22 protein-coding genes and 1 riboswitch are annotated in these 23,666 nt (G+C 57.3%); of the genes, 12 read left to right on the top strand and 10 right to left on the bottom strand.

Features of this window, described 5'->3' with window-relative positions; all coding sequences use genetic code 11:
- The 4 genes from baeS (at nucleotide 1) to yegS (ending at nucleotide 4,764) form a co-directional block, all read left to right on the top strand.
- Nucleotides 1-1,404, top strand: coding sequence for an envelope stress sensor histidine kinase BaeS (gene baeS, locus ACQUTD_RS03190; RefSeq protein WP_318364001.1), 1,404 nt, complete (start codon nucleotides 1-3; stop codon nucleotides 1,402-1,404).
- Complete coding sequence (baeR, locus tag ACQUTD_RS03185) at nucleotides 1,401-2,123, top strand: envelope stress response regulator BaeR (protein WP_072569072.1); 723 nt, start codon at nucleotides 1,401-1,403, stop codon at nucleotides 2,121-2,123. Before baeS ends, baeR begins: the two co-directional genes overlap by 4 nt.
- A gap of 136 nt (nucleotides 2,124-2,259) precedes the next feature.
- Entirely contained in the window at nucleotides 2,260-3,621 is a 1,362-nt protein-coding gene (gene trhP, locus ACQUTD_RS03180; RefSeq protein ID WP_072569073.1) for a prephenate-dependent tRNA uridine(34) hydroxylase TrhP, read from the top strand.
- Nucleotides 3,622-3,864: 243 nt separating this feature from the next.
- Entirely contained in the window at nucleotides 3,865-4,764 is a 900-nt protein-coding gene (gene yegS / locus ACQUTD_RS03175; protein WP_473273680.1) for a lipid kinase YegS, read from the top strand.
- Nucleotides 4,765-4,873: 109 nt separating this feature from the next.
- Here yegS and ACQUTD_RS03170 read toward each other — a convergent pair whose 3' ends face one another.
- The 7 genes from ACQUTD_RS03170 to fbaB all read right to left on the bottom strand — a co-directional run bounded on the left by ACQUTD_RS03170 (nucleotide 4,874) and on the right by fbaB (nucleotide 12,527).
- On the bottom strand, nucleotides 4,874-5,647 hold the full coding sequence (locus ACQUTD_RS03170; RefSeq protein ID WP_473273679.1) for an ATP-binding cassette domain-containing protein: 774 nt from the start codon (nucleotides 5,645-5,647) through the stop codon (nucleotides 4,874-4,876).
- 10 nt (nucleotides 5,648-5,657) lie between these two features.
- On the bottom strand, nucleotides 5,658-6,521 hold the full coding sequence (locus ACQUTD_RS03165) for an ABC transporter ATP-binding protein (protein ID WP_072569485.1): 864 nt from the start codon (nucleotides 6,519-6,521) through the stop codon (nucleotides 5,658-5,660).
- Complete coding sequence (locus ACQUTD_RS03160) at nucleotides 6,493-7,398, bottom strand: ABC transporter permease (RefSeq protein ID WP_072569076.1); 906 nt, start codon at nucleotides 7,396-7,398, stop codon at nucleotides 6,493-6,495. The genes ACQUTD_RS03165 and ACQUTD_RS03160 overlap by 29 nt, the downstream gene beginning before the upstream one ends.
- Nucleotides 7,395-8,432 carry an ABC transporter permease gene (locus ACQUTD_RS03155; RefSeq protein ID WP_072569077.1) on the bottom strand — a complete coding sequence of 346 codons (1,038 nt, stop codon included), beginning with the start codon at nucleotides 8,430-8,432 and terminating at the stop codon, nucleotides 7,395-7,397. Before ACQUTD_RS03155 ends, ACQUTD_RS03160 begins: the two co-directional genes overlap by 4 nt.
- Nucleotides 8,429-10,060 (bottom strand): ABC transporter substrate-binding protein, encoded by a 1,632-nt coding sequence (locus ACQUTD_RS03150; protein ID WP_473273678.1) that lies wholly within the window; start codon nucleotides 10,058-10,060, stop codon nucleotides 8,429-8,431. The genes ACQUTD_RS03155 and ACQUTD_RS03150 overlap by 4 nt, the downstream gene beginning before the upstream one ends.
- A gap of 36 nt (nucleotides 10,061-10,096) precedes the next feature.
- The gene (locus tag ACQUTD_RS03145; RefSeq protein ID WP_473273677.1) at nucleotides 10,097-11,251 is read right to left on the bottom strand and encodes an enolase C-terminal domain-like protein; all 1,155 of its coding nucleotides are present in this window, start codon (nucleotides 11,249-11,251) and stop codon (nucleotides 10,097-10,099) included.
- Between the two features lie 223 nt (nucleotides 11,252-11,474).
- The gene (gene fbaB, locus ACQUTD_RS03140; RefSeq protein WP_318376606.1) at nucleotides 11,475-12,527 is read right to left on the bottom strand and encodes a class I fructose-bisphosphate aldolase; all 1,053 of its coding nucleotides are present in this window, start codon (nucleotides 12,525-12,527) and stop codon (nucleotides 11,475-11,477) included.
- 212 nt (nucleotides 12,528-12,739) lie between these two features.
- Here fbaB and ACQUTD_RS03135 point away from each other — a divergent pair, with 212 nt between their 5' ends.
- From ACQUTD_RS03135 to ACQUTD_RS03125, 3 genes are read left to right on the top strand one after another with little or no spacing between them, the layout of a single operon-like run.
- Nucleotides 12,740-14,029, top strand: a complete 1,290-nt coding sequence (locus ACQUTD_RS03135; RefSeq protein WP_072569081.1) for a nucleoside permease — start codon at nucleotides 12,740-12,742, stop codon at nucleotides 14,027-14,029.
- The gene (locus ACQUTD_RS03130) at nucleotides 14,026-15,030 is read left to right on the top strand and encodes an ADP-ribosylglycohydrolase family protein (protein ID WP_072569082.1); all 1,005 of its coding nucleotides are present in this window, start codon (nucleotides 14,026-14,028) and stop codon (nucleotides 15,028-15,030) included. The genes ACQUTD_RS03135 and ACQUTD_RS03130 overlap by 4 nt, the downstream gene beginning before the upstream one ends.
- Complete coding sequence (locus tag ACQUTD_RS03125) at nucleotides 15,027-15,986, top strand: PfkB family carbohydrate kinase (protein ID WP_318364008.1); 960 nt, start codon at nucleotides 15,027-15,029, stop codon at nucleotides 15,984-15,986. The genes ACQUTD_RS03130 and ACQUTD_RS03125 overlap by 4 nt, the downstream gene beginning before the upstream one ends.
- Here the strand turns inward: ACQUTD_RS03125 and ACQUTD_RS03120 are convergent.
- Genes ACQUTD_RS03120 through thiM form a run of 3 tightly spaced genes read right to left on the bottom strand, consistent with a single transcriptional unit; the run spans nucleotide 15,960 to nucleotide 18,327 of the window.
- Nucleotides 15,960-16,706: a GntR family transcriptional regulator gene (locus ACQUTD_RS03120; RefSeq protein ID WP_318376604.1), complete on the bottom strand. Its 747-nt coding sequence runs from the start codon at nucleotides 16,704-16,706 to the stop codon at nucleotides 15,960-15,962. The two genes, ACQUTD_RS03125 and ACQUTD_RS03120, sit on opposite strands and share 27 nt — an antisense overlap.
- Nucleotides 16,707-16,741: 35 nt before the next feature.
- Nucleotides 16,742-17,542 carry a bifunctional hydroxymethylpyrimidine kinase/phosphomethylpyrimidine kinase gene (gene thiD / locus ACQUTD_RS03115; RefSeq protein ID WP_318364010.1) on the bottom strand — a complete coding sequence of 267 codons (801 nt, stop codon included), beginning with the start codon at nucleotides 17,540-17,542 and terminating at the stop codon, nucleotides 16,742-16,744.
- Nucleotides 17,539-18,327: a hydroxyethylthiazole kinase gene (thiM, locus tag ACQUTD_RS03110; protein ID WP_473273676.1), complete on the bottom strand. Its 789-nt coding sequence runs from the start codon at nucleotides 18,325-18,327 to the stop codon at nucleotides 17,539-17,541. The genes thiD and thiM overlap by 4 nt, the downstream gene beginning before the upstream one ends.
- Before the next feature lie 35 nt (nucleotides 18,328-18,362).
- Nucleotides 18,363-18,459, bottom strand: a riboswitch (TPP riboswitch).
- Between the two features lie 238 nt (nucleotides 18,460-18,697).
- Here thiM and ACQUTD_RS03105 point away from each other — a divergent pair.
- The 5 genes from ACQUTD_RS03105 (at nucleotide 18,698) to ACQUTD_RS03085 (ending at nucleotide 23,660) form a co-directional block, all read left to right on the top strand.
- Nucleotides 18,698-20,146, top strand: a complete 1,449-nt coding sequence (locus tag ACQUTD_RS03105) for a hypothetical protein (protein WP_473273675.1) — start codon at nucleotides 18,698-18,700, stop codon at nucleotides 20,144-20,146.
- 208 nt (nucleotides 20,147-20,354) lie between these two features.
- Nucleotides 20,355-20,558 (top strand): hypothetical protein, encoded by a 204-nt coding sequence (locus tag ACQUTD_RS03100; RefSeq protein ID WP_318364013.1) that lies wholly within the window; start codon nucleotides 20,355-20,357, stop codon nucleotides 20,556-20,558.
- A gap of 326 nt (nucleotides 20,559-20,884) precedes the next feature.
- The gene (locus tag ACQUTD_RS03095) at nucleotides 20,885-21,640 is read left to right on the top strand and encodes a HalD/BesD family halogenase (RefSeq protein ID WP_072569089.1); all 756 of its coding nucleotides are present in this window, start codon (nucleotides 20,885-20,887) and stop codon (nucleotides 21,638-21,640) included.
- 24 nt (nucleotides 21,641-21,664) lie between these two features.
- Nucleotides 21,665-22,399: a methyltransferase domain-containing protein gene (locus ACQUTD_RS03090; RefSeq protein ID WP_473273673.1), complete on the top strand. Its 735-nt coding sequence runs from the start codon at nucleotides 21,665-21,667 to the stop codon at nucleotides 22,397-22,399.
- A gap of 1 nt (nucleotide 22,400) precedes the next feature.
- Nucleotides 22,401-23,660, top strand: a complete 1,260-nt coding sequence (locus ACQUTD_RS03085) for an ATP-grasp domain-containing protein (RefSeq protein WP_473273672.1) — start codon at nucleotides 22,401-22,403, stop codon at nucleotides 23,658-23,660.
- The last annotated feature ends 6 nt before the right edge of the window (nucleotides 23,661-23,666 follow it).

Below are 23,666 nucleotides of genomic sequence, written 5' to 3'. Positions count from 1 at the left end.
ATGAAACTGTGGCGGCCGGGTATTACCGGCAAACTGTTCCTCGCGATTTTCGCCACCTGTATTGTGCTGCTGATCAGCATGCACTGGGCAGTGCGCGTCAGCTTTGAGCGCGGCTTTATCGACTACATCAAGAACGGCAATGAACAGCGGCTACAGATGCTGAGCGATGCGCTGGGGGAGCAGTATCAGCTGCACGGCGACTGGCGTTTTTTACGAAATAATGACCGTTTTGTGTTCCAGATCCTGCGCTCGTTCGAGCACGATGGCGACGATGACCGGCCAGGGCCGGGAATGCCGCCCCACGGCTGGCGCACCCAGTTCTGGGTTATCGATCAGGACAGGCATGTGCTGGTCGGCCCGCGCTCGCCGGTGCCGCGGGAAGGCACGCGCCGGGCGATTGTGGTGAACGGCGCGAACGTCGGCTGGGTGGTGGCCTCGCCGGTTGAACGCCTGACGCGCAATACCGACATTAACTTTGATCGCCAGCAGCGGCGCACCAGCTGGCTGATCGTCGGCCTGGCCACCCTGCTGGCGGCGCTGGCGACCTTTTTACTGGCGCGCGGCCTGCTGGCGCCGGTCAAACGCCTTGTGGAAGGTACACATAAACTCGCCGCCGGGGATTTCTCCACCCGCGTCACCCCCACCAGCCCGGATGAGCTGGGCAAACTGGCGAACGACTTTAACCAGCTCGCCAGCACGCTGGAGAAAAACCAGCAGATGCGGCGGGATTTTATGGCGGATATTTCCCATGAACTGCGCACGCCGCTGGCGGTGCTGCGCGGCGAGCTGGAGGCGATCCAGGACGGCGTCCGCCAGTTCACGCCGGAGTCGGTGGCCTCTTTGCAGGCGGAGGTGGGCACCCTGACCAAACTGGTGAACGATCTGCATCAGCTGTCGATGTCGGACGAAGGCGCGCTGGCCTATCAGAAAGCGCCGGTGGACGTCATCACCCTGCTGGAGATGGCGGCGGGCGTGTTCCGTGAACGCTTCGCCAGCCGTCAGTTATCCCTCAACGCCTCCTTAACTGAATCCGCCACCGTGTTTGGTGACCGCGACCGGCTGATGCAGCTGTTTAATAATCTGCTGGAAAACAGCCTGCGTTATACCGACGCGGGCGGGCAGCTGCTGATCAGCGCCCGCACCAGGGGCAACGCGGTGCTGCTGACCTTTGCCGACAGCGGGCCGGGCGTCACCGACGAACAGCTCGCCCGACTGTTTGAACGTTTTTACCGTACCGAAGGCTCCCGCAACCGCACCAGCGGCGGTTCGGGACTGGGACTGGCGATCTGCGTGAACATCGTCGAAGCCCACGGCGGTGCCCTTCATGCTGCCCATTCGCCTTTTGGTGGGGTAAGCATTACAGTTGAACTACCGCTGGAACGCGACAAAACGAGAGATGTATGACTGAGTTACCGATAGACGAAAACACCCCACGCATTCTGATTGTCGAAGACGAGCCGAAGCTCGGCCAGTTGCTGATTGATTACCTTAAAGCTGCGGGCTACGCGCCGACACTGATCGGCCACGGCGACCAGGTGCTGCCTTACGTGCGCCAGTCGCCGCCGGATCTGATGCTGCTGGATCTAATGCTGCCCGGCACCGACGGCCTGACACTGTGCCGCGAGATCCGCCGCTTTTCCGATCTGCCCATTGTGATGGTCACCGCCCGCATCGAAGAGATCGACCGTCTGCTGGGGCTGGAAATCGGCGCGGATGACTATATCTGCAAACCCTACAGCCCGCGGGAAGTGGTGGCGCGGGTGAAAACCATTCTGCGCCGCTGCAAACCGCAGCGTGAATTACAGACGCTGGATGCGCAAAGCCCGCTGGTCATCGACGAAGGCCGTTTTCAGGCGAGCTGGCACGGCAAAATGCTGGATCTCACCCCGGCAGAATTCCGCCTGCTGAAAACCCTCTCCGGCGAGCCGGGAAAAGTCTTCTCCCGCGAGCAGCTGCTGAACCACCTGTATGACGACTACCGCGTGGTGACAGATCGCACTATCGACAGCCATATCAAGAATCTGCGCCGCAAACTGGAGGCGCTGGACGAAGCGCAGTCGTTTATCCGCGCGGTGTACGGCGTTGGCTATCGCTGGGAAGCGGATATGTGCCGCGTGGCCTGAGCCTTCACGGGGCGGGGAAACACACCGGTTTACTCCCCCGCCCCACAGCGCTACAATTCCCGCCCTAAAATTAAGGGATCTCCCCGACCGTCTCACCCCGTGAGCGGATCTGACCTGTCATCAGAACGAGAAAATCATGTTTAAACCGGAACTCCTCTCCCCGGCGGGAACGCTGAAAAATATGCGTTACGCCTTTGCCTATGGCGCCGATGCGGTATATGCGGGCCAGCCGCGCTACTCCCTGCGCGTGCGCAATAACGAATTCAACCACGAGAATTTACAGCTGGGCATCAATGAAGCCCATGCGCTTGGTAAAAAATTCTACGTGGTAGTGAATATTGCGCCGCACAACGCGAAGCTGAAAACCTTCATTCGCGATCTGACGCCGGTGGTGGAAATGGGGCCGGACGCGCTGATCATGTCCGATCCGGGATTAATCATGCTGGTGCGCGAGCACTTCCCGCAGATGGATATCCACCTGTCGGTGCAGGCGAACGCCGTCAACTGGGCGACGGTGAAGTTCTGGAAAAGCATGGGCCTGACGCGGGTGATTTTATCCCGTGAGCTGTCGCTGGATGAAATCGCCGAGATCCGCGCCCAGGTGCCGGATATGGAAATCGAAATCTTCGTGCACGGCGCGCTGTGCATGGCCTACTCCGGGCGTTGCCTGCTGTCGGGCTATATCAACAAACGCGATCCGAATCAGGGCACCTGCACCAACGCCTGCCGCTGGGAATATAACGTCCAGGAAGGCAAAGAGGACGACGTGGGTAATATCGTGCACGTGCATGAGCCGATCCCGGTGAAAAACGTCGAGCCGACGCTGGGCATCGGCGCGCCGACCGACAGCGTATTTATGATCGAGGAAGCCAAACGTCCGGGGGAATACATGACCGCCTTCGAAGACGAGCACGGCACCTACATCATGAACTCGAAAGATCTGCGGGCCATCGCCCACGTGCCGCGTTTGACGGAAATGGGCGTACACTCGCTGAAAATCGAAGGCCGCACCAAATCCTATTACTACTGCGCCCGCACCGCGCAGGTATACCGTAAAGCCATTGATGACGCCGCCGCCGGGCTGCCGTTCGATGAGAGCCTGATGGACACGCTGGAAGGCCTGGCGCACCGCGGCTATACCGAAGGTTTCCTGCGTCGTCATACCCATGATGATTACCAGAATTACGAATACGGTTTTTCCGTTTCCGAGCGCCAGCAGTTTGTCGGCGAATTTACCGGCGAGCGCAACGGCCATCTTGCCGCCGTACAGGTGAAAAACAAATTCAGCGTCGGCGACAGCCTGGAATTGATGACGCCGAAAGGGAACGTTAATTTCACGCTGGAGCATATGGAAAACAGCAAAGGCGAAGCCATGCCGGTAGCGCCGGGCGACGGCTATACCGTCTGGCTGCCGGTGCCGGAAGATATGGCGCTGGAGTATGCGCTCCTGATGCGTAATTTCAACGGCGAAAACACCCGCGCGCCGCACGGTAATTAGTTCAGCAGGGTTATTTTTACGGGAGATTAGAATCGGATCACATACCGCTTCGTTCTTTATGGGTAATATCGCGCCTGCTGAAAAACATAATCCATAAATGCTAGCTGTACCAGGAACCACCTCCTTAGCCTGCGTAATCTCCCTTACGCAGGCTTATTTTTTCCCCGCCTTTCAGTTTCTTCTTACGCGCTCTGCTTCCGCCTGAGATACACTTCTCTCATTGGTTCTTTTCGAGGTAGCAGGATGAGCACCTATACATCCAGTTTGATGATTTTGAATGGCAAAAACGCCGGTGACGAGACGCTGCGCGAAGCCATCACCTTACTGCGTGATGAAGGCATCGATATTCAGGTCAGAGTCACCTGGGAAAAAGGCGATGCGGAGCGCTATGTGCGGGAGGCGGTGCAGCTTGGCGTGGCGACGGTGATCGCCGGCGGCGGCGATGGCACCATCAACGAAGTGGCGACGGCGCTGTATAAAAACGGCGGCGAAAACGCTCCGGCGCTGGGTATTCTGCCGCTCGGCACAGCAAACGATTTCGCCACCAGCACCGCGATCCCCGAATCGCTGGACAAAGCGTTGCAGCTGGCGATTATCGGCAAGGCGGTACCGGTGGATCTGGCGCAGGTTAATGACGATACCTGTTTTATCAATATGGCGACCGGCGGCTTTGGCACGCGCATCACCACCGAAACGCCGGAAAAACTGAAAGCTGCCCTCGGCGGCGTTTCTTATCTGATCCACGGTCTGATGCGCATGGATACGCTGAAGCCGGACCGCTGCGAGATCAAAGGCGATAACTTTCAGTGGCAGGGCGATGCGCTGGTGATCGGTATCGGTAATGGCCGTCAGGCAGGCGGCGGACAACAGCTCTGCCCGGACGCGCTGATTAACGATGGCCTGCTGCATCTGCGCATTTTTACCGGTGAGGAACTGCTGCCTGCGCTCTTCACCACCCTCACCCAGCCGGAAGACAGTCCGAATATTATCGACGGTAAATCGGCGTGGTTTGAAGTGACCGCCCCGCACGATATTACCTTTAACCTCGACGGCGAGCCGCTCAGCGGGCAGCATTTCCGCATTGAAGTATTGCCCGGCGCACTGAAGTGCCGTTTGCCGCCGGATTGCCCGTTATTGCGTTAATGGCGTTGATAATGCCGGGTGGCGGCTGCGCCTTACCCGGCCTACAACGCGAATAGCGAGTAGGCCCGGCAAGCGTAGCGCCGCCGGGCAAGGAGCAATGAGCAAACCATTAATACGCCGCCACCTCACGCGCCATCTCCCGGCTGTACTGCTGGCTGGCGCTGACCAGCATCTGCGTGTAGTCGGTTTTTGCGCCGCCGCTGACCAGATCGTCCACCGTCAGGGTTTCGAGGATCTTACCGTACTGCATCACCGCCACCTTCTGGCACAGATGGGCGATCACCCCCAGATCGTGCGTCACCATCAGATAGGTCAGCTTCGACTCCTGATGCAGCTCCGCCAGCAGATTGAGAATTTCCGCCTGCACTGACACATCCAGCGCCGAGGTGGGTTCATCCAGCAACAGCACCTGCGGTTCAAGGATCAGCGCCCTGGCAATGGCCACGCGCTGGCGCTGGCCGCCGGACAGCTGATGCGGATAGCGGTCGCGAAACGCGCGGTTCAGTCCAACCTTATCCAGCAGCGAATTAATGCGCCGGTCTCGGTCAGGAATGCCGTGGATTTGCAGCGGTTCTTCCAGAATATCGCCGATAGTGTGACGCGGATGCAGCGAACCGTAGGGATCCTGAAACACCATCTGCACCAGCCGACAGCGCTGCTGATTGATGCGGTGATCGAGCTTCTGGCCGTTAATCGCCAGCTCTCCCTGCCAGTGGGTAAACAGCCCCGCCAGGCATTTCAGTACCGTGGTTTTCCCGGATCCTGACTCCCCCACCAGGCCGTAAATCTCCCCCGGCTGCACGCTGAAATTGACGTCAAACAGCACCTGATTGCGCTTGTCGCCTTCGCCGAACTCCAGACTTAAGTTTCTGACATCGATCATAATCTGCCCCTTATTCGTGAAGCCAGCTGGCCTGGCGCTGTAACACCGGCAGCACCGGGCGGCGATGGTGAATTTCCGGCAGCGCGTTGATTAACCCCTGCGTGTAAGGGTGCTGCGCGTTATCGAGATCTTTCGCGGCGATGGATTCCACCACCCGCCCGGCGTACATCACCAGCACCCGATCGCAGAAGCTGCGCACCAGGTTGATGTCGTGGCTGATAAAAATCAGCCCCAGCCCGCGGGAGGCCACCAGATCGTCCAGCAGCCCGAGCACCTGCAAACGCACCGACACGTCCAGCGCAGAGGTGGGTTCGTCGGCGATCACCAGTTCCGGATCGGTGATCAGCATCATGGCGATCATGATGCGCTGCCCCTGGCCGCCGGAGATTTCGTGGGGATAGAGACTGTAAACCCGCTCCGGCTGGCGAATACGCACCACATCCAGCATCTCCATCACTTTCACTTTCGCCTCGGCTTTACGCCCCGGATGGTGCGTCAGCCAGGCCTCGGCGATCTGATCCCCGACGCACACCACCGGGTTGAGGGAGTATTTCGGATCCTGCATGATCATCGAAATACGTTTGCCGCGCACGGTGCGCATCTGCGCTTCGCTGACGTTGCGCAGATCGATATCGCCAAAATGCATGCGTTCGGCGGTAATGCGTGCTTTAGCCGGATGCAGACGCATCAGCGCGCGCCCGACGGTGGATTTACCGGAGCCGGACTCGCCGACAATCGCCAGCTTTTCCCGGCCCAGCTGGAAGGAGACGCCGCGTACCGCGTTGGTCACCGTGCGCCCGTTAACAAAATCGACGTGCAGATCGCGCACGTCAAGCAGGGGCGAATTATTCGCTGCGAGGATCGAGGATGTCACGTAGGCCATCTCCTAAGAAGTTGAACGCCAGGCTGTTGATCAAAATCGCCAGCCCCGGAATAGTCACCACCCACCAGCACTCCATCATGTAGGTACGACCGCTGGAGATCATCGCGCCCCACTCCGGCTCCGGCGGCTGTGCGCCCAGGCCGAGGAATCCCAGACCGGCGGCGGTCAGAATGATGCCCGCCATGTTCATGGTGATACGGATGATCACCGACGGCAGGCACAGCGGCACCACGTGACGCCACAGTACGCGCACCGGCGAGGCGCCCTGCAAACGCACCGCCGAGATAAAATCCGCCTGTCGCAGCGACAGGGTTTCGGCGCGGGCCAGACGGGCAATCGGCGGCCAGGCGGTGAGCGTAATGGCGATCACCACATGCTCCAGCCCCGGCCCGAGGGCGGCGACAAAGGCCAGCGCCAGCACCAGGCTCGGGAAGGAGATGAAAATATCGGTCACGCGCATCAGGACCATATCCACCTTGCCGCCGAAATAACCGGCGCAGACGCCGAGCAGCAGACCCAGCGGGCCAACGGTGACGGATACCAGCAGCACGATATACAGCGTGATGCGCGAGCCATAGACCAGGCGGCTGAAAATATCGCGGCCAAACTCGTCGGTGCCGAACCAGTGCTGCGCCCCCGGCGGTTGCAGGGCGTTATTCAGATCCTGCACCAGCGGATGATAAGGGGCGATCCAGGGCGCGAACGTCGCCACCACCAGCAGCAGGAAGATGATGCCGCCGCCGATGGCGGTCAGCGGATTACGCGCCATTTTGCCAATAAAGCCTCCGGTGCGGCTGAACAGGCGTTTCACACGCGCGCCCTGCTCGCTGGCTTTGCCACCAACAGGCGGATCCAGATAAACCGTCATGATTTCGTCCTCGGATCAAAGAGTTGATACAGCATGTCGGAGAGCAGGTTGAGCATCACGAAGATCACGCCCACCACTAACACGCAGCCCATCACCGCATTCATGTCACCCAGCAACAGGCTGCTGGTGAGATAGGAGCCGAAGCCCGGCCAGGAGAAGACGGTTTCGATCAGCACCGCCCCTTCCAGCAGCGAGCCGTAGGCCAGCGCCACCACCGTCAGCAACTGCACGAGGATATTGCGAAACGCGTGGTTCCAGATCACCTGCCGTTCGGTTAAGCCTTTCACCCGCGCAGTGATGATGAACTCCTGGGAGAGCTGCGCCAGCATAAAGCTGCGGGTCATACGGCTGATGTAGGCCAGCGAGTGAAAGCCGAGCAGCGAGGCGGGCAGCACCAGATGATTAAGCGCATTCCAGAACACCTGCATGTTGCCTGCCAGCAGCGCGTCTATGGTCATCAGCCCGGTACGGCGCGGCACAATGCCGTCCAGCCCCAGGTCAATGCGCCCGGCGCCGCCCACCCAGCCAAGCCAGGCGTAGAACAGCAGCAGCCCCATCATGCCGACCCAGAAAATCGGCGTCGAATAACCCGCCAGGCTGATAATACGCACCACATAATCGGAAATGCTGTTACGCCGCGCCGCCGCCAGCACGCCCAGCGGAATGCCGAGGCCCGCGCCGACGATAATCGCCATAGTCGCCAGTTCAAGCGTGGCCGGGAAGACGCGGATAATGTCATCCAGCACCGGTTTACCGGTCAGCAGCGCATTGCCCAGATCGCCATGCAGCAGATTGCTGAAGTAGATGCCAAACTGCGACAGCAGCGATTTATCAAAGCCCAGCTGCTGATAGACCTGGTTATAGGTGCTCTGGTCGGCATCCGGGCCGACAATCGCCAGCACCGGATCGATGGGCATCACGCGGCCAATAAAAAAGGTCAGCAGCAGCAGGCCGAACAGCGTGATCAGCACCTGGGTCAGACGTTTCGAGAAGCGCCGGGCGCGGGAGCCGGGCGCTAAAATTGCCGTACTCATCCTTTATCTCCTTCGCTTTTCAACGGGGCTTTCCAGACTTCCCGCAGGTGCGTGGTGGCGGAGGGATGCGACTGGAAGTTTTTAACTTCATTACGCACCACCACCGAATCCACCATCTGGGAAATCGGCATCAGGGCGGGAATAAGCTGGTCGTAACGGGTCTGGATCGCCTGATACTCCGCCTTTTGTTTTTCCGGATCGCGCTCCAGCAGGGCGCTGTCGATCATCTCGTTCAGCGCTTTGTCATAAAAGCCGGTGCGCCAGCCCTGGAAATTGGTCAGCCGCGCTTCGTCGCTGTTGTCCGGGTTATAGACCAGCGCGCGCAGGCTGGAGTGCGGGTGCGGCTCGACGCCGCTGCCGCCGCGCCCGACCAGCAGATCAAATTTACGCTCGCGCATGGCGCCGTAGATCTGGTTGCCGGTGCCGGTGATGATTTTGGCGTTAATGCCCGCCTGCATCAGGGTGGACTGCACGGCGATGGCGATATTGAGGAACGGCTGGTCGGCCAGCACGCGCAGGGTGGTGTCAAAGCCGTCCGGGTAGCCCGCTTCCGCCAGCAGTTTTTTCGCCCGCGCCACGTCAAGCTTATAGCCCGGATCCGGCAGCGTGGACGGCATTCCCGCTTTAATGGGGCGCTGGTGCAGCACGCCATAGCCCGGCATCAGCGCTTTGTTGATGCCCTGGTAATCCACCAGATAGCGCACCGCTTCCCGCACTTTCGGATTGGCGAAGTGCGGCTCTTTCATGCTCATCGCCACGTAATAGACCGTGCCCTTCTGTACCGCTTCGACGGTGAGATCGGGGTCGCTACGCAGCGCGTTGATGTCCGATACCGCCATATTATTCGCAATATCCAGATCGCCTTTGGCGATCATCAGGCGCAGGGTTTGCGACTCCTGGAAATGGCGCAGCACCACGCGGTTCATTTTCGCCGCCTCGCGCCAGTAGTCCGGGTTGCGCTTCATGCGCAGCACGTCCTTGGCCTGCCAGGTTTCCAGGGAAAACGGCCCGGAACCCGCTTCATTGGTGGTCAGCCAGCGGTTGCCCCAGTCGTTATTCTCTTCGTGGCTTTGCACGGTTTTGCGATCCAGCACGCCGAGATTGCCGAGCGCGCCGAGAGAGTAGATAACCAGCTGTGGATCGTTGGCTTTCGGCAGACGAATTTGTACGGTGTGGTCATCCGGCGCGCTCACCTGCTCATCAATATTTTTCTTGCTGAAGCCGTAGGATTTCCATACCGATGCCTGCGCCAGATTGAGGTGCAGCAGGCGGCGCATCGACCACACCACGTCGTCGGCGGTCAGCGGGTTGCCGGAGTGAAATTTGACGTTTTTACGCAGATGGAAGGTGAGCGTTTTACCGTCGGGGCTGATGTCCCAGGACTCCGCCAGCGCCGGTTTGACGTTGGTCAGCTGATTGGGATCCAGTTCGACCAGCGAATCATAAAGATTCACCACGATGCCCACCACCTCGTTGCCGGTCATCGCCGCCGGATCGAGGCTCAGCAGGTTATTCATATTCATGCCGATGATGAGCTGATCGGGGGGCGTTCTGGCTGTCGCCGCCCCGCTCCCCATCAGCAGCGACAGCGCCAGCAGGCACGCTCCCGCCAGTGAGGTTTTTTTCATGTATATATCGCCTGTAGGGTAAGAAGTTTTTATAGGTCAGTCGTGGCTGACGGTATTGGCTTCGATATATGCAAAATTAATGTCTTCACCCAGACCCGGGCCTTGTGGCAGATGAACAAATCCCTCTTCATCCATCGGATCGACAATGCTGTGCAGATAGGCCGCCGGGACGTCGTAATCGAGGAACGGGTGCAGCAGGCCGCGCTCATACCAGCGACAGTTTTTGATCGCCCCGACCACCGCCAGGCTGGCCGCGCCGTTGCCGTGCACTTCGCAATCCATGCCGAAAGATTCCGCCAGGCTCGCCACTTTCATGGTCGGCCAGATGCCGCCGACGCCGTTAGAACCGGCGCGCAGAATGTCGCAGGCCCCCGCTTTCACCCAGTCGGCGCGGCTGTGATGTTTACCGCCAAGGCTTTCCGGTCCGACAACGGGAATGGAGAGGTTTTCCGCCAGCCAGGCGTAAGAGGCCATGCTCTCTTCTTCCATCGGCTCTTCAAACCAGGCGAAGTTGAGTTTTTCCAGTTCCTTACCGATGTACAGCGCTTCGCTGCGGCTGTACCAGTGGTAGCCGTCGATCATCAGATCGATGTCCGGGCCGACCGCTTCGCGCACCGCGGCGCAGGCTTTGACGTCCATTTTCGGGTTCGGCGCAAAGGACACCGGCGGCATCCAGGTGTGCAGTTTGATGGCCTTATAGCCGCGCGCCACCAGCTTTTCCGCGAAGTCGGCGTACTCCTGCGGGGTGGAGAGGCCGCCTTCCAGATCGTCGCCGCACATGGTGCTGCCGTAGGCGGGCACTTTGTCACGAAAACCGCCCAGCAGCTTGTAGACCGGCATATTGAGCTTGCGGCCCATCAGATCCCACATCGCCTGCTCCACAAAGGAGAGCGCGCGCTCGGTCAGCTGATGAGCGCTGCCGCGCTGCCAGTGCGCCAGATCCTGCCAGATACGCTCCCGGTTAAAGGCGTCCTGACCAATCATCACCTTGCGGAAGAAGGTGTTCACCACAAAGGGACGCACCACTTCCGGCGGCGCGAATGAGTACCCTTTGGTGCCATCGTCTGCGGTGATGGTCAGCATCGCCATTTTCGCGAGGTTCTCCGGGCCGGGGTGCGAATGCCCGGCGGTATCGGATACCCGCCGCGTGGGATACTGAAAGACGGTGACGTTTACGGATTCAATTTTCATGACAAGTCCTTGAGGCAGAGGTGAAGTAAGCTTTTGAAAAGCTGTTTCAGTAATCAATGTATGCAGAAAAAACAGCCAGTGCCTCGGACAAATTACGTTAAGCAGAGGTTAAATGTTGTGCAGATGCACGAAGGGATGTGAGGTTTTCCACAAAAGAATGGTGAAATGTGAAGTGGATCGGTACTCCTCTCCCGCCGGGAGAGGAGCCATTACATAAGGACGATCAGGCGATTGTCACTTTGCTGTCGAGATAGACATCCTGCACGGCGTTAATCAGCTTTACGCCGTCCGTCATGGATTTCTTAAAGGCTTTGCGGCCCAGGATCAGCCCCATACCGCCCGCGCGTTTGTTGATCACCGCCGTGCGTACCGCATCGCTCAGGTCAGTGTCGCCCCCTGACGCGCCGCCGGAGTTAATCAGCCCGGCGCGGCCCATATAGCAGTTCGCCAGCTGGTAGCGCACCAGATCGATAGGGTTATCGCTGGTCAGTTTGCTGTAGACGCGCTCGTCGGTATAACCGTATTTCACCGCGTTATAACCGCCATTATTTTCTGCCATTTTCTGCTTCACAATATCCGCGCCAATGGTGGCCGCCAGATGGTTGGCCTGGCCGGTTAAATCGGCGGAGGCGTGATAATCGACGCCGTCTTTCTTAAAGCCGCTGTTGCGCAGATAGGCCCACAGTACCGTCACCATGCCCAGCTCGTGCGCCCGCTCAAAGGCGGCGGAGATCTCCTCGATCTGGCGACGGGACTCCGGCGACCCAAAATAGATGGTCGCGCCCACGGCCACCGCCCCAAGGTTAAACGCCTGCTCGACGCTGGCATACAGCGTCTGATCATAGGTGTTGGGGTAGCTCAGGGTTTCGTTATGGTTAATTTTTACCAGGAACGGAATACGGTGCGCGTAGCGTCGGGAGACAGACGCCAGCACGCCATAGGTGGAGGCCACACAGTTACAGCCCGCCTCGATAGCCAGCTCAACAATATTTTTGGGATCGAAATAGAGCGGATTCGCCGCAAAGGATGCGCCAGCGGAGTGCTCCACGCCCTGATCGACGGGCAGGATAGATAAATAGCCGGTGCCCGCCAGGCGGCCGGTGTTGTAAAGCGTCTGCATGTTGCGCAGTACCGCAGGCGGACGGTTGTTATCCATCATCACGCGGTCAACGTAATCATGTCCAGGAAGATAAAGCTGATCGGCCGGAATGGTCATACAACGATGTTGCAGCAGGCTGTCGGCGTCGTTGCCCAGCAATTGCGTAATATCAGTCATAGCGATGCTCCCGTAAGTTGATAAGCAGAGTAAGCCTGGTACCGACCTTTGCGGAACGCCACCCTGGAAAATTTATTCAGCACAATCTGATGGCACGATCCATAACTCAAAAAAATGTTATTCTGATCAAAGATCCAGCACAAAGGTATCTAAAAGGTATTATTAACTGGTATGGTCACACCGTACCCTTTGCTTGTCATGAAGGAAGACCGATGAAAACAACTGCTAAGCTGTCGTTCATGATGTTTGTGGAATGGTTTATCTGGGGAGCGTGGTTTGTCCCGCTGTGGCTGTGGTTAAGCAAAAGCGGCTTTACCGCCGGGGAGATTGGCTGGTCCTACGCCTGTACCGCCATCGCCGCGATCCTCTCGCCTATTCTTGTGGGTTCGCTGACTGACCGCTTCTTCGCGGCGCAGAAAGTGCTGGCGGTGCTGATGTTTGCCGGTGCCGTTCTGATTTACTTCGCCGCCCAGCAAACGGAGTTTGCTTACTTCTTCCCGCTGCTGCTGGCCTACTCCCTGACCTATATGCCAACCATTGCGCTGACCAATAGTATTGCTTTCGCGCATGTGAAGGATGTCGAGGCTGACTTCCCGCGTATCCGCGTGATGGGTACCATTGGCTGGATCGCCTCAGGGCTGGTGTGCGGCTTTCTGCCGCAAATGCTCGGCTATGCGGATATTTCCCCGACCAATATTCCGCTGCTGATCACCGCCGGCAGCTCTGTGGTGCTGGGTGTCTTCGCGCTGATGCTGCCGCATACGCCGCCGAAAAGCACCGGCAAGCTGGACGTCAAAGTTATGCTCGGGCTGGACGCGCTGGTGCTGTTGCGCGACCGTAATTTCCTCGTCTTTTTCTTCTGCTCCTTCCTGTTCGCCATGCCGCTGGCGTTCTATTACATCTTCGCCAACGGTTATCTGACCGAAGTCGGCATGAAAAACGCCACCGGCTGGATGACGCTGGGGCAGTTCTCTGAAATCTTCTTTATGCTGGCGCTGCCGTTCTTTACTAAGCGTTTTGGTATTAAAAAGGTTCTGCTGCTGGGCTTACTGACCGCCGCTATCCGCTATGCTTTCTTCGTCTATGGCGGGGCGGATCACTACTTTACCTATGCCCTGCTGTTCCTCGGCATTTTGCTGCACGGCGTGAGCTACGACTTTTACTACGTCACCGCATATATCTACGTCGACAAAAAAGCGCCGGTGCATATGCGTACTGCCGCGCAGGGTTTGATCACCCTTTGCTGCCAGGGTTTCGGCAGTCTGCTGGGCTATCGTCTGGGCGGCGTGATGATGGAAAAAATGTATGCCTACAAAGAGCCGGTTAACGGCCTGACCTTTAACTGGGCAGGTATGTGGGCGTTTGGCGGCATCATGATCGCCGTCATCGCGGTGCTGTTTATGCTGTTCTTCCGTGAATCGGATAGAGAAATTACCGCGATTGTGGTGGACAACGATAAGAGCCCCACTCGCGGAGAGGTCCCACAAGGAGAGGTAAAATGAAATCAGAACGTATTCTCGGTGCGTTATACGGCCAGACATTAGGCGATGCGATGGGGATGCCGTCAGAGCTGTGGCCCCGGTCACGGGTGAAGGCGCATTTCGGCTGGATCGACCGTTTCCTGCCAGGTCCGGCGGAAAACAACGCCGCCTGTTATTTTGATCGCGCCCAGTTCACCGATGATACGTCGATGGCCCTTTGCCTTGCCGATGCCATTTTCGAATGCAACGGCAGGATTGACGCCGAGGTTATCGCCCGGCATATCCTGCACTGGGCCGAAGATTTTGATGCCTTTAATAAAAACGTGCTTGGCCCCACCTCAAAAATCGCCCTGCGGGCGATCCGCGAGGGGCGCCCGGTGAGCGAGCTGGAGAACAATGGCGTGACCAACGGGGCGGCGATGCGCGCCTCCCCGCTGGGCTGCCTGTTGCCGACGCACTCCCTCGATCAGTTTATCGATCAGGTGGCGCTGGCCTCCAGCCCGACCCACAAGTCCGATCTGGCGATTGCCGGGGCGGTGGTGATTGCCTGGGCGATTTCCCGCGCAATTGACGGCGATCGATGGCAGGATATTGCCGATGCTCTGCCCGCCGTGGCCCGCCATGCGCAGGAAAAACGCGTCACCACCTTTAGCGCATCGCTGGCGGCACGCCTCGAACTGGCGTTAAATGTGGTGCGCAATGCGTCCGGCGTGGAGTCTGCCAGCGAGCAGATTTATCAGCTGGTCGGCACCGGCACCAGCACTATTGAATCGGTGCCTGCCGCCATTGCGATGGTGGAGCTGGCGCAAACTGACCCGAACCGCTGTGCGATCCTGTGCGCGAATCTGGGGGGCGATACGGATACCATCGGTGCCATGGCTACCGCCATCTGCGGCGCGCTGCACGGAGTTTCCGCCATCAATGCCGCCTTTAAGCAGCAACTGGATGACGTCAATCAGCTCGATTTTTCGCATTACAGTGAAAAGCTCCTGGCTTATCGTCAGGAGCGGGAGGAAGCATGAAACCAGGCTATCTCGTCAGCCTTCTGCACCGGCTTGAAACCCGGCGTCCGGTGACGGTGTTAGGGGGCGCGGTGATCGACGTTATCGCCAGCGCCTATGCGCTGCCATTTCGCGGCTGCGACATTGAACTGAAACAGCAAAGCGTCAATATCGGCGGCTGCGCGCTGAATATTGCTGTCGCCCTGCATCGTCTGGGCATGCGCGCGCAAAACGTGCTGCCGGTAGGACACGGCATCTGGGCAGACATGGTCAGCAACGCGCTCAATTCCCACGGCATTGAAAGCGTGCTGAACGTGGATGAAGGGGATAACGGCTGGTGTCTGGCGCTGGTGGAGCCGGACGGCGAGCGCACCTTTATGACCTTTTCCGGCGTCGAAACCCGCTGGGCGAAGGCATGGCTGGATCCGCTTACCGTGCCGCCGGGCAGCCTGATTTCACTGTCGGGTTATCAGCTCTCCGCCGCCTGCGGCGAAGTGCTGGTCAACTGGCTGGAAACGCTGCACGACGTGACGCCCTATATCGATTTCGGTCCGCGTATTGAAGACATTGATCCGGCGTTGCTGGCGCGTATCCTGGCGCTGAAACCGATCGTCACCTTAAACCGCCGCGAATCAGAGATCGCCGCGCAGCTGCTGGACGTGGAGCCGGAACTTTTAGGCCCGGCGTGGCAGAAAGCGTACGGCGCGCCGCTGATTATTCGTCACGATCGCGACGGGGCCTGGTACTATGATGGCGATGAGCAGGGCTTCGTACCGCCCTTCCCGGCTACCATGGTGGACACCATAGGCGCAGGGGACAGCCATGCGGGCGGCGTACTGGCGGGGTTATCCTCCGGCCTGTCGCTGGCGGATTCAGTCTGCCTGGGCAACGCCATTGCGGCGATGGTGGTCAGCAAGCGCGGCGGCGACTGTGCGCCGACGCGTGAGGAATTACTCCTCGCATACAAAGACGTATAAATCGCTGCGACAGGTACTGATACTGTACTCAATGGGCCGGTTTTGTTGATCAAGCGCCACCTGGCTTATCACCAGAACCGGCACCATGTTTTCCAGCTGAATATGCGTCTGAAATTCAGCGTCCGGCATCCGGGCGCTGACCCGCGATTTTGTGCGCTGGGGATAGATGCGCTGGCTGCGGAAATAGTCATACAGCGAAACGCCAATGGCATCCACATCCTTGATGAGCGGCGCGGGCACCCAGGATTCTTCAATGGACACGGCGTCCTCATCCACATAGCGAATGCGCTTAAGCAGAAACACGTCGGAATCGGTGTCGATGGCGAGTTTTTCCGCCACCTCCGCCGGGCAGGGAACAATGCGTTTGTTCACCCACAGGGTATCCGGCTTCTTACCGCGCAGCACCACCTGCTGGGAAAATCCCCGCGCTTCTTTCAGTGAATATTCGAAGATGTTGTTGATTTGCGTGCCGTAGCCACGTGAACGCGTGACCACGCCTTCATCCTCCAGCATCTGCATCGCCTTGCGCACGGTAATGCGCGAAATCCCCGTTAATCCGCTGAAATCGCGCTCGCCCGGCAGAATATTGCCGTGGGCCAGCAGCCCGCTCCGCACGGCGTCTTTCACCGTCCCGGCAAACTTCAGGTACAACGGCATGTTGTCCGCGGCGGCAATCCGCTCTTTCAGTTGTTCGATTAACTGGATATGCGCTTGTTCCATTTCGGGTATCCTGGCAAAAAAGTCCGGTGGTTATACTACCACCACTCATGGAAATGATGCACCGGCCCGATCCCCTCCCCCACTTCCAGCGTGTCGGCCTGCGCCAGCGCGGCGCTGAGCCAGCCTTTGGCATGCTCCACCGTGGTCGCCCAGTCTGTATGGCGCGGGCGCAGCGCCGCCAGCGCCGCCGACAGGGTACAGCCGGTGCCGTGAGTATTTTTGGTGTGAATACGCGGTGCGGTAAAACGCGTCGCCCCGTCGCGGGTAAACAGCCAGTCCGGGCTTTCGGCATCCTCCAGATGACCACCTTTCATCAGCACCGCTTCACAGCCGAGCGCCAGCAACGCGCGGCCCTGCTCGTGCATCTCCTGCTCGTTGCGGGCGTGAGGGGCGTCCAGCAGCGCGGCGGCTTCCGGCAGGTTGGGCGTGATCAGCGACACCTGCGGCAACAGATGCCGACGCAGGGCGTCAACGGCACCGGGGGAGAGCAGCGCATCGCCGCTTTTGGCGAGCATTACCGTGTCCAGCACCACATTCTGCACCTGATAACGCCGCAGCCGCTCCGCCACGGCTTCGACAATGTCAGTTTCGGCAAGCATACCGATTTTGGTGGTGTCGATACGGACATCGCTGAACACCGAGTCCAGCTGTGCGGCGACAAACTCCGGTTCGATGCGGTACACCGACTGCACGCCGCGGGTATTCTGCGCCACCAGCGCGGTAATAACTGAACAGCCATAGGCGCCCAGCGCCGAGAAGGTTTTCAGATCTGCCTGGATACCCGCGCCGCCACTGGGATCGGTACCTGCAATGGTCAGGGCATTGATACGTTTCATGCCAGCGCCTCCCCGTCCAGACGATACAGCGCATCGAGAAACGCCGGGATAAACGACCCCGGCCCCTGACTGGCAGCGACGGCACGGCTGCCCGCCTGCGCCATAATGCCGCAGGCCGCCGCCACATTAGTCAGGCGATCCCCCGGCAGCGCACAGCTGGCAGCCACCACCGCCGAGAGCGCGCAACCGGTGCCGACCACCCGCGTCATCAAAGGATCGCCCCCCGGCACCGCGAGCACACGCTTGCCGTCGGTGATGTGATCCACCTCCCCGCTCACCGCCACCACCGCCCCGCTCTGCCGTGCCAGCGCCACGGCGGCAGGCAGCGCCGCGTGAATGGTATCTGTGGTATCGACGCCGCGACCGCCCGCCTGCATGCCCGCCAGCGCGAGGATCTCCGACGCATTGCCGCGAATAGCCGCCGGGCGCAGGATCAGCAGTTCCCGGCAAAAATCGGTGCGGAACGTCAGGCCGCCAACCGCCACGGGATCGAGCGTCCAGGGTTTTCCCGCCTCGCGGGCGCTGTTAATGGCCGCGTGCATGGCTCCGGCGCGATCTGCCGTCAGGGTGCCAACGTTAACCAGCAGCGCATCGGCGATAGCGCTGAACTGCACGGCCTCTTCCGGCTCGATTACCATCGCCGGGGACGCGCCGAGCGCCAGCAAAACGTTAGCGGTAAAGCTCTGCACCACGTCGTTAGTCATACAGTGGACAAGGGGGGAATGGCGGCGGAAGTGTTGTAACAGAGTGGCGATATGCGCCGGATTTAGCAGGTCAGGTTGCATTTTTTGCTCCTGCCAGACTGCGAAGAAGGGACGCCGGCAGAGGCATCTGACTTCCCTACGCTGGCATTATCCAGATCAGGTGGTACGGGTATTTCTCAGCCTTCACGCAGAAGGGCACCCCGAGTCATTTGAATCAAAATCAATTATTTACAGTTAACACTGCAACAGAATTTAGTGTAGCCGCGGGCTGTTATCGGGCACAAGGAATTTCATAAAGTTTCTGCCGTCCGGCTATTAGCCTGCTTAAGGTATTCGTGCTTAGTGTGATCTGGATCAACATTTACAAATCTTGACAGGAGGATAGTAACGGCGCTGAACTAATGCGTCTCTTTTATAGATACAATCTTTACTATTCACGAAGTCAATCAATATGAAAATCTCTACTCTCGCCGCGGTCGTATTAGCGGCAATTGCCTTTAACGCAGCGGCAAATGAAAGCGTTTCCATTATGAACAATCGCCTTTCAAGCGCCATGCAGGATCAAGCCAATAACCATAATGATGCAACAGCAAGCCGTGTACATGATGCGTACAACGCGGTTAAGCAAGCTGAAAATGGTTCAATGGATAACTCGCACATGGGGAGCACGACGCAGTCTGCACCAACCGCAGCCAGCTATGGTTTTAACGCGTACTCCGGATACTCAACCCGCCCCGGCACCTTCGCGCCAACGGCAGACGATCGCAATAATCATATTCCGGACGCCATACCCTCTGTGAAAACAGATGGCGTTCCGCAGGCAACGCCGCAGCGCGTGCCCGGTTTGCAGCTGACTCCGAAAGCGGTTGAACAACGTACGCCTGTGCTGAATCTTACGCCTGCAGCCATTGCGCAGAAAACACCGCAACTTACCAACGCTGTGCCCACACAGCTCACGCCACAGCGCGTGCCCGCTTTGCAGCTGACTCCGAAAGCGGTTGAACAACGTACGCCTGTGCTGAATCTCACGCCTGCAGCCATTGCACAGAAAACACCGCAACTCACCAACGCTGTGCCCACGCAGCTCACGCCGCAGCGCGTGCCCGCTTTGCAGCTGACTCCGAAAGCGGTTGAACAACGTACGCCTGTGCTGAATCTTACGCCTGCAGCCATTGCGCAGAAAACACCGCAACTCACCAACGCTGTGCCCACGCAGCTCACGCCGCAGCGCGTGCCCGGTTTGCAGCTGACTCCGAAAGCGGTTGAACAACGTACGCCTGTGCTGAATCTTACGCCTGCGGCCATTGCACAGAAAACACCGCAACTTACCAACGCTGTGCCCACGCAACTCACGCCGCAGCGCGTGCCTGGCGCTATTCCGGCACAGCTTTATCAAAAAGTGCCTGTTGCCAATTTACAGGCGCCGGGCACGCTAACGCCTGTAGCTACCTATTCTGCACCCGCGCAGGCAATCAGCTATAGCGGTGCTTCTCGCCGACCGGGCACTTATCAACCTTCTGTGACCGCTCCCGCCATGGTGAAAGGTATTATGCAGTCTCCTGCAGTCGCCACACCTGAGCAGGTTGACAGCATTAATGTCAGCGTTAACAGCCTGAAACCAGATACACAGGTTAACGTCACTGTCGAAGGCAAAACCTTCACCACAACGGCGGGCGCTATTGCTAAGGTCGATCCTCAGGCGCAAATTAGCGTGCCACATATGCCGGTACTGGTTCGCACCCAATATAACGGGGCTAATCACGGTAACAATGGCGCACGGAAAGGCGAGTCTAATGGTCGCGGTGCAGATAATGCCCATTCCCATGCCTTTGGCGGACATGGCTATGGTCATGATAATAGCCGATCAGAAGGCTTCGGCGGCCATTCGCATTTTCATTAATAACCTTAGTCTGTATTTGATAAGAATACAGCAAATTACCGGGTTGATTCATAATAATCAACCTGCTCAATATAAAAAATGCTCAAATACATTTTATGTAGCGCCCTGCTCTATCTGTCCTGTTTTGTCATTGGTTTTACAGGCGGCATGGAGTATATAAAAATATTTACCGACTCATGTGATATTTATAAAATAAGCGATAGCAATAATGAAAAAGTTAATGATGATAGCAATCATAACTGGATTAGTCACTTCTAATGCCTATGCCATAAATGCCAGCTTTCGTAAGCAACTTGAAAAATCAGGCTGCACACAAGTTACTGAAGCTAATGGTACATGTGACATAAATAAAACAAAGGCACAAAACAAGAAAAGTAAAAGCGAGGGGACTCAGAAAATCAGTAATAAATAATTAACGTCACTGCCGCCCATTCTGCACAACGGGCGGCAGTGACAGCTTGCCGCAAAAGTTTTACTTATGCCCACGCCCCGCCGATTAAACTTACTTAATGCGAAGTGAAAATTTCTCACTTTGTCACCCTCTCTTACACGCCAGCATGATTAATGTAGATGTTTATCAAACACTTAAATTTAATATTTACTTACCTGACTAAGCGTTCCGCATCCGGTTAGCTCATTTTTTAATCAAATCCTGAAATCTCATACAAGAGATATTCTGCCTGCCATGCAAAATGAAGTTCGACTACAGACGCATTAACTTTTGGGCAGGAGAGAACCGTGAGTATCGAAGAAAAAATTGAAAATCATATACGTCAGTTTCCGGTATCGCTGGTGAATTACCTTAAAAGCGATTACCAGGAAGATCTGATGGTGGTGATAGATGATTTGCTGCCGCATGACGTTCGTGAAGGGATGGAAACGGAAGCGCGCCGCCTGTTGAGTGAAGAAGCATTACGGCGTGAAGTGATAATTGCCCAGAGCGGCAATACGCCGCGCGCTTACGACAGCGTTGGACGGAATGTCATCCGCGAACAGGGGGAATATATTCCCGCGTTTTTTGACAGCCCAAGCATTCTCAATTTTTTCAGCCGCATTACCGGCGAAACGCTTTATCGGGTGCCTTACGCCCCGGAAGAATTCATTATTAATTCACAAAACAAAACCGGCGACACCCACGGCTGGCACTGGGATGACTACTCCTACGCCTTAGTCTGGGTGATCGACGAGCCGGATGTATTCGCCGGCGCGCGCGTGGAGTTTATTCCCCGTGTCCCCTGGAAAAAAACCGCCACCCGGGAATGGATAAAAGATGTGCTGACGGAAAACACCATACGTAGCCGCCATGTCTCGCAGGGACAATGTTATCTGCTGCGCGCCAGAGATGCGTTACACCGTATTTCCCCGTTAACCAGCGCGTCCCGCAGAACCGTGATCGTCTTCACTTATGCGAACGATTTAGATCTTAACGATCCTGAACTTACCCATGACTCCATGGAAACTATTTATCCGCAGGACACTCAGGCGCAGCTGTAAATAATAACGAAGAAGGAAGACACCATGAGTATTAATGAATGTGCGGGCGGGATGAATGACCAGGGCGGATTCCCGGTATTTTTTACTGAAATCTCTGACGATCTGGGTCGCTATGATGAATATACCGACGCCGCCCGGGCAATTTCACAGGCTTTTCCTCCGGCTTCTTATCCCGCCGCGCTCGATATTTGCTGCGGCATTGGCAAGATGAGTAAAGCGCTCCATGAGTGTGGCTATCGCGTCACGGGACTGGATTTATCCGCCGCGCAGCTGGAGATTGCCCGTCAGATTTCCCCTGGCCCGCACTATATCCGCGCCGACATGGCAACGCTGCCTGCCGGAGAGTTTGATTTATTACTGAACGTTTATACCAGCTTTGGTTATTACCAGAGCGAAGAAGAAGATCTCAACGTGCTGCCCGCCTGGTTCGCCGCGCTGAAGCCCGGCGGCGTGCTGATCATGGAACTCGCCGACATGGATCGGGCGCGTAACCGTATCGATACCTCAGGTCTGCTGGTACGTCACCATAACGGCGTACAGGAGACATTAACCATGGACTGGGAAAAACGCATTCTTACCGTTGCCTATGAAAAAAATAACAGTCAGTGGACCTGCTTAACGCGCCTGTATGAAAAAGAGTATTTGCGGGAGGCGTTACTGGCCGCCGGGTTTATTGATGTCGGGATCTTCGGCAGCTTCGATCTTAAATCGAAAGAAGTTGACGACAACCTTGTTCTTATTGCCACCAAAGGTAAATAACATGTCTAAAACAATCTGCATTGTTGATGGTTATTCCACAGGCGCGGAACTGGCGCCGCTGTTCAGAAAAGAAGGCTGGCGCTGCGTTCATATTCAAAGCAATCCGGTGATCCCTGGGGATTATCTTTTATCGTATCGCCCTGAGACTTTTGATAAGCATTTAATCTTGAGAGACCACTCCGTTGCGGCGATGCGGGAACTGGCAGTAAGCCTCGCGTTTTATGGCCCGACGGTTATTATTCCCGGCACGGAAACGGGCGTCGAACTTGCCGATTTTCTCTCAACCGAGCTTGGCACCGCGGGCAATGACTATGCCACCAGCGCATTACGCCGCAATAAATTCAAAATGCAGGAAGCGCTGCGCCAGGGTGGTTTACGCGCCATCCCGCAGATGGTGACGGATTCGCTGGCCGATGCCTGGATTTGGGTGAAAACCTCCGCCTGCTGGCCGGTGGTGGTAAAACCGGTCGACAGCGCAGGGGCCGATGGCGTGCGCTTTTGTCATAATTTTGAAGAGCTGAACGAGGCCTTCACCGATATTCACGGCAAAACCAACCGCCTGGGTTTACACAACAGCGAAGTACTGTTGCAGGAGAGATTAATTGGCCGCCAGTTTATCGTGAATGCCGTCAGTATTGACGGCGAGCATTTGATCAGCGAAATCTGGTCTGACGATAAAAAGCAGGTCAGAAATGCTTCACTGATTTGTGAAAAAGAGGTGCTGCTGCCCTATCAGGGTAAAGAGCAGGAGGCGTTAATCGCCTATGTGCAAAAAGCCCTGACGCTGTTAGGCATTAAAAACGGCCCGTCGCACAGTGAATTAATGATGACCGCCAAAGGCCCGGTATTAATCGAAACGGCAGCCCGTATGCAGGGCACTATTATGCACAACGCGGTAGTGGCAGCCCTGGGTTACAGCCATGTGACCTTAACCGCTGAGCGTTATCTTAACCCGCAACGCTTCACCGCCCGGCTACAGCAGCATTATCAGCTCATGAAAACGCTCTATTGCGTCACGCTGGCGTCGGATGTGGATGGCGTGGTTAGACAAAACCGTTGTCAGGAATTGCTCGCGCAACTGCCCTCTTTTTATGGCGTTATGCATACGCCGGATGCGGGTGAAAAAATCTACCGCACCACCGATCTGTTTACCAACCCTGGCATTATTTATCTGTGCCATGAAAGCCAGCAGCAGATCGAAGCGGACTATGCGCAGATCAGAGAGTTTGAAAAAAATGGCGTCTTATTTGAATTAGCCTGAGATAAC

This window comes from Enterobacter sp. K510 (assembly GCF_055804875.1).
The sequence above is the reverse complement of the archived record's forward strand: the minus strand, read 5'-3'. Positions and strand labels throughout refer to the sequence as shown.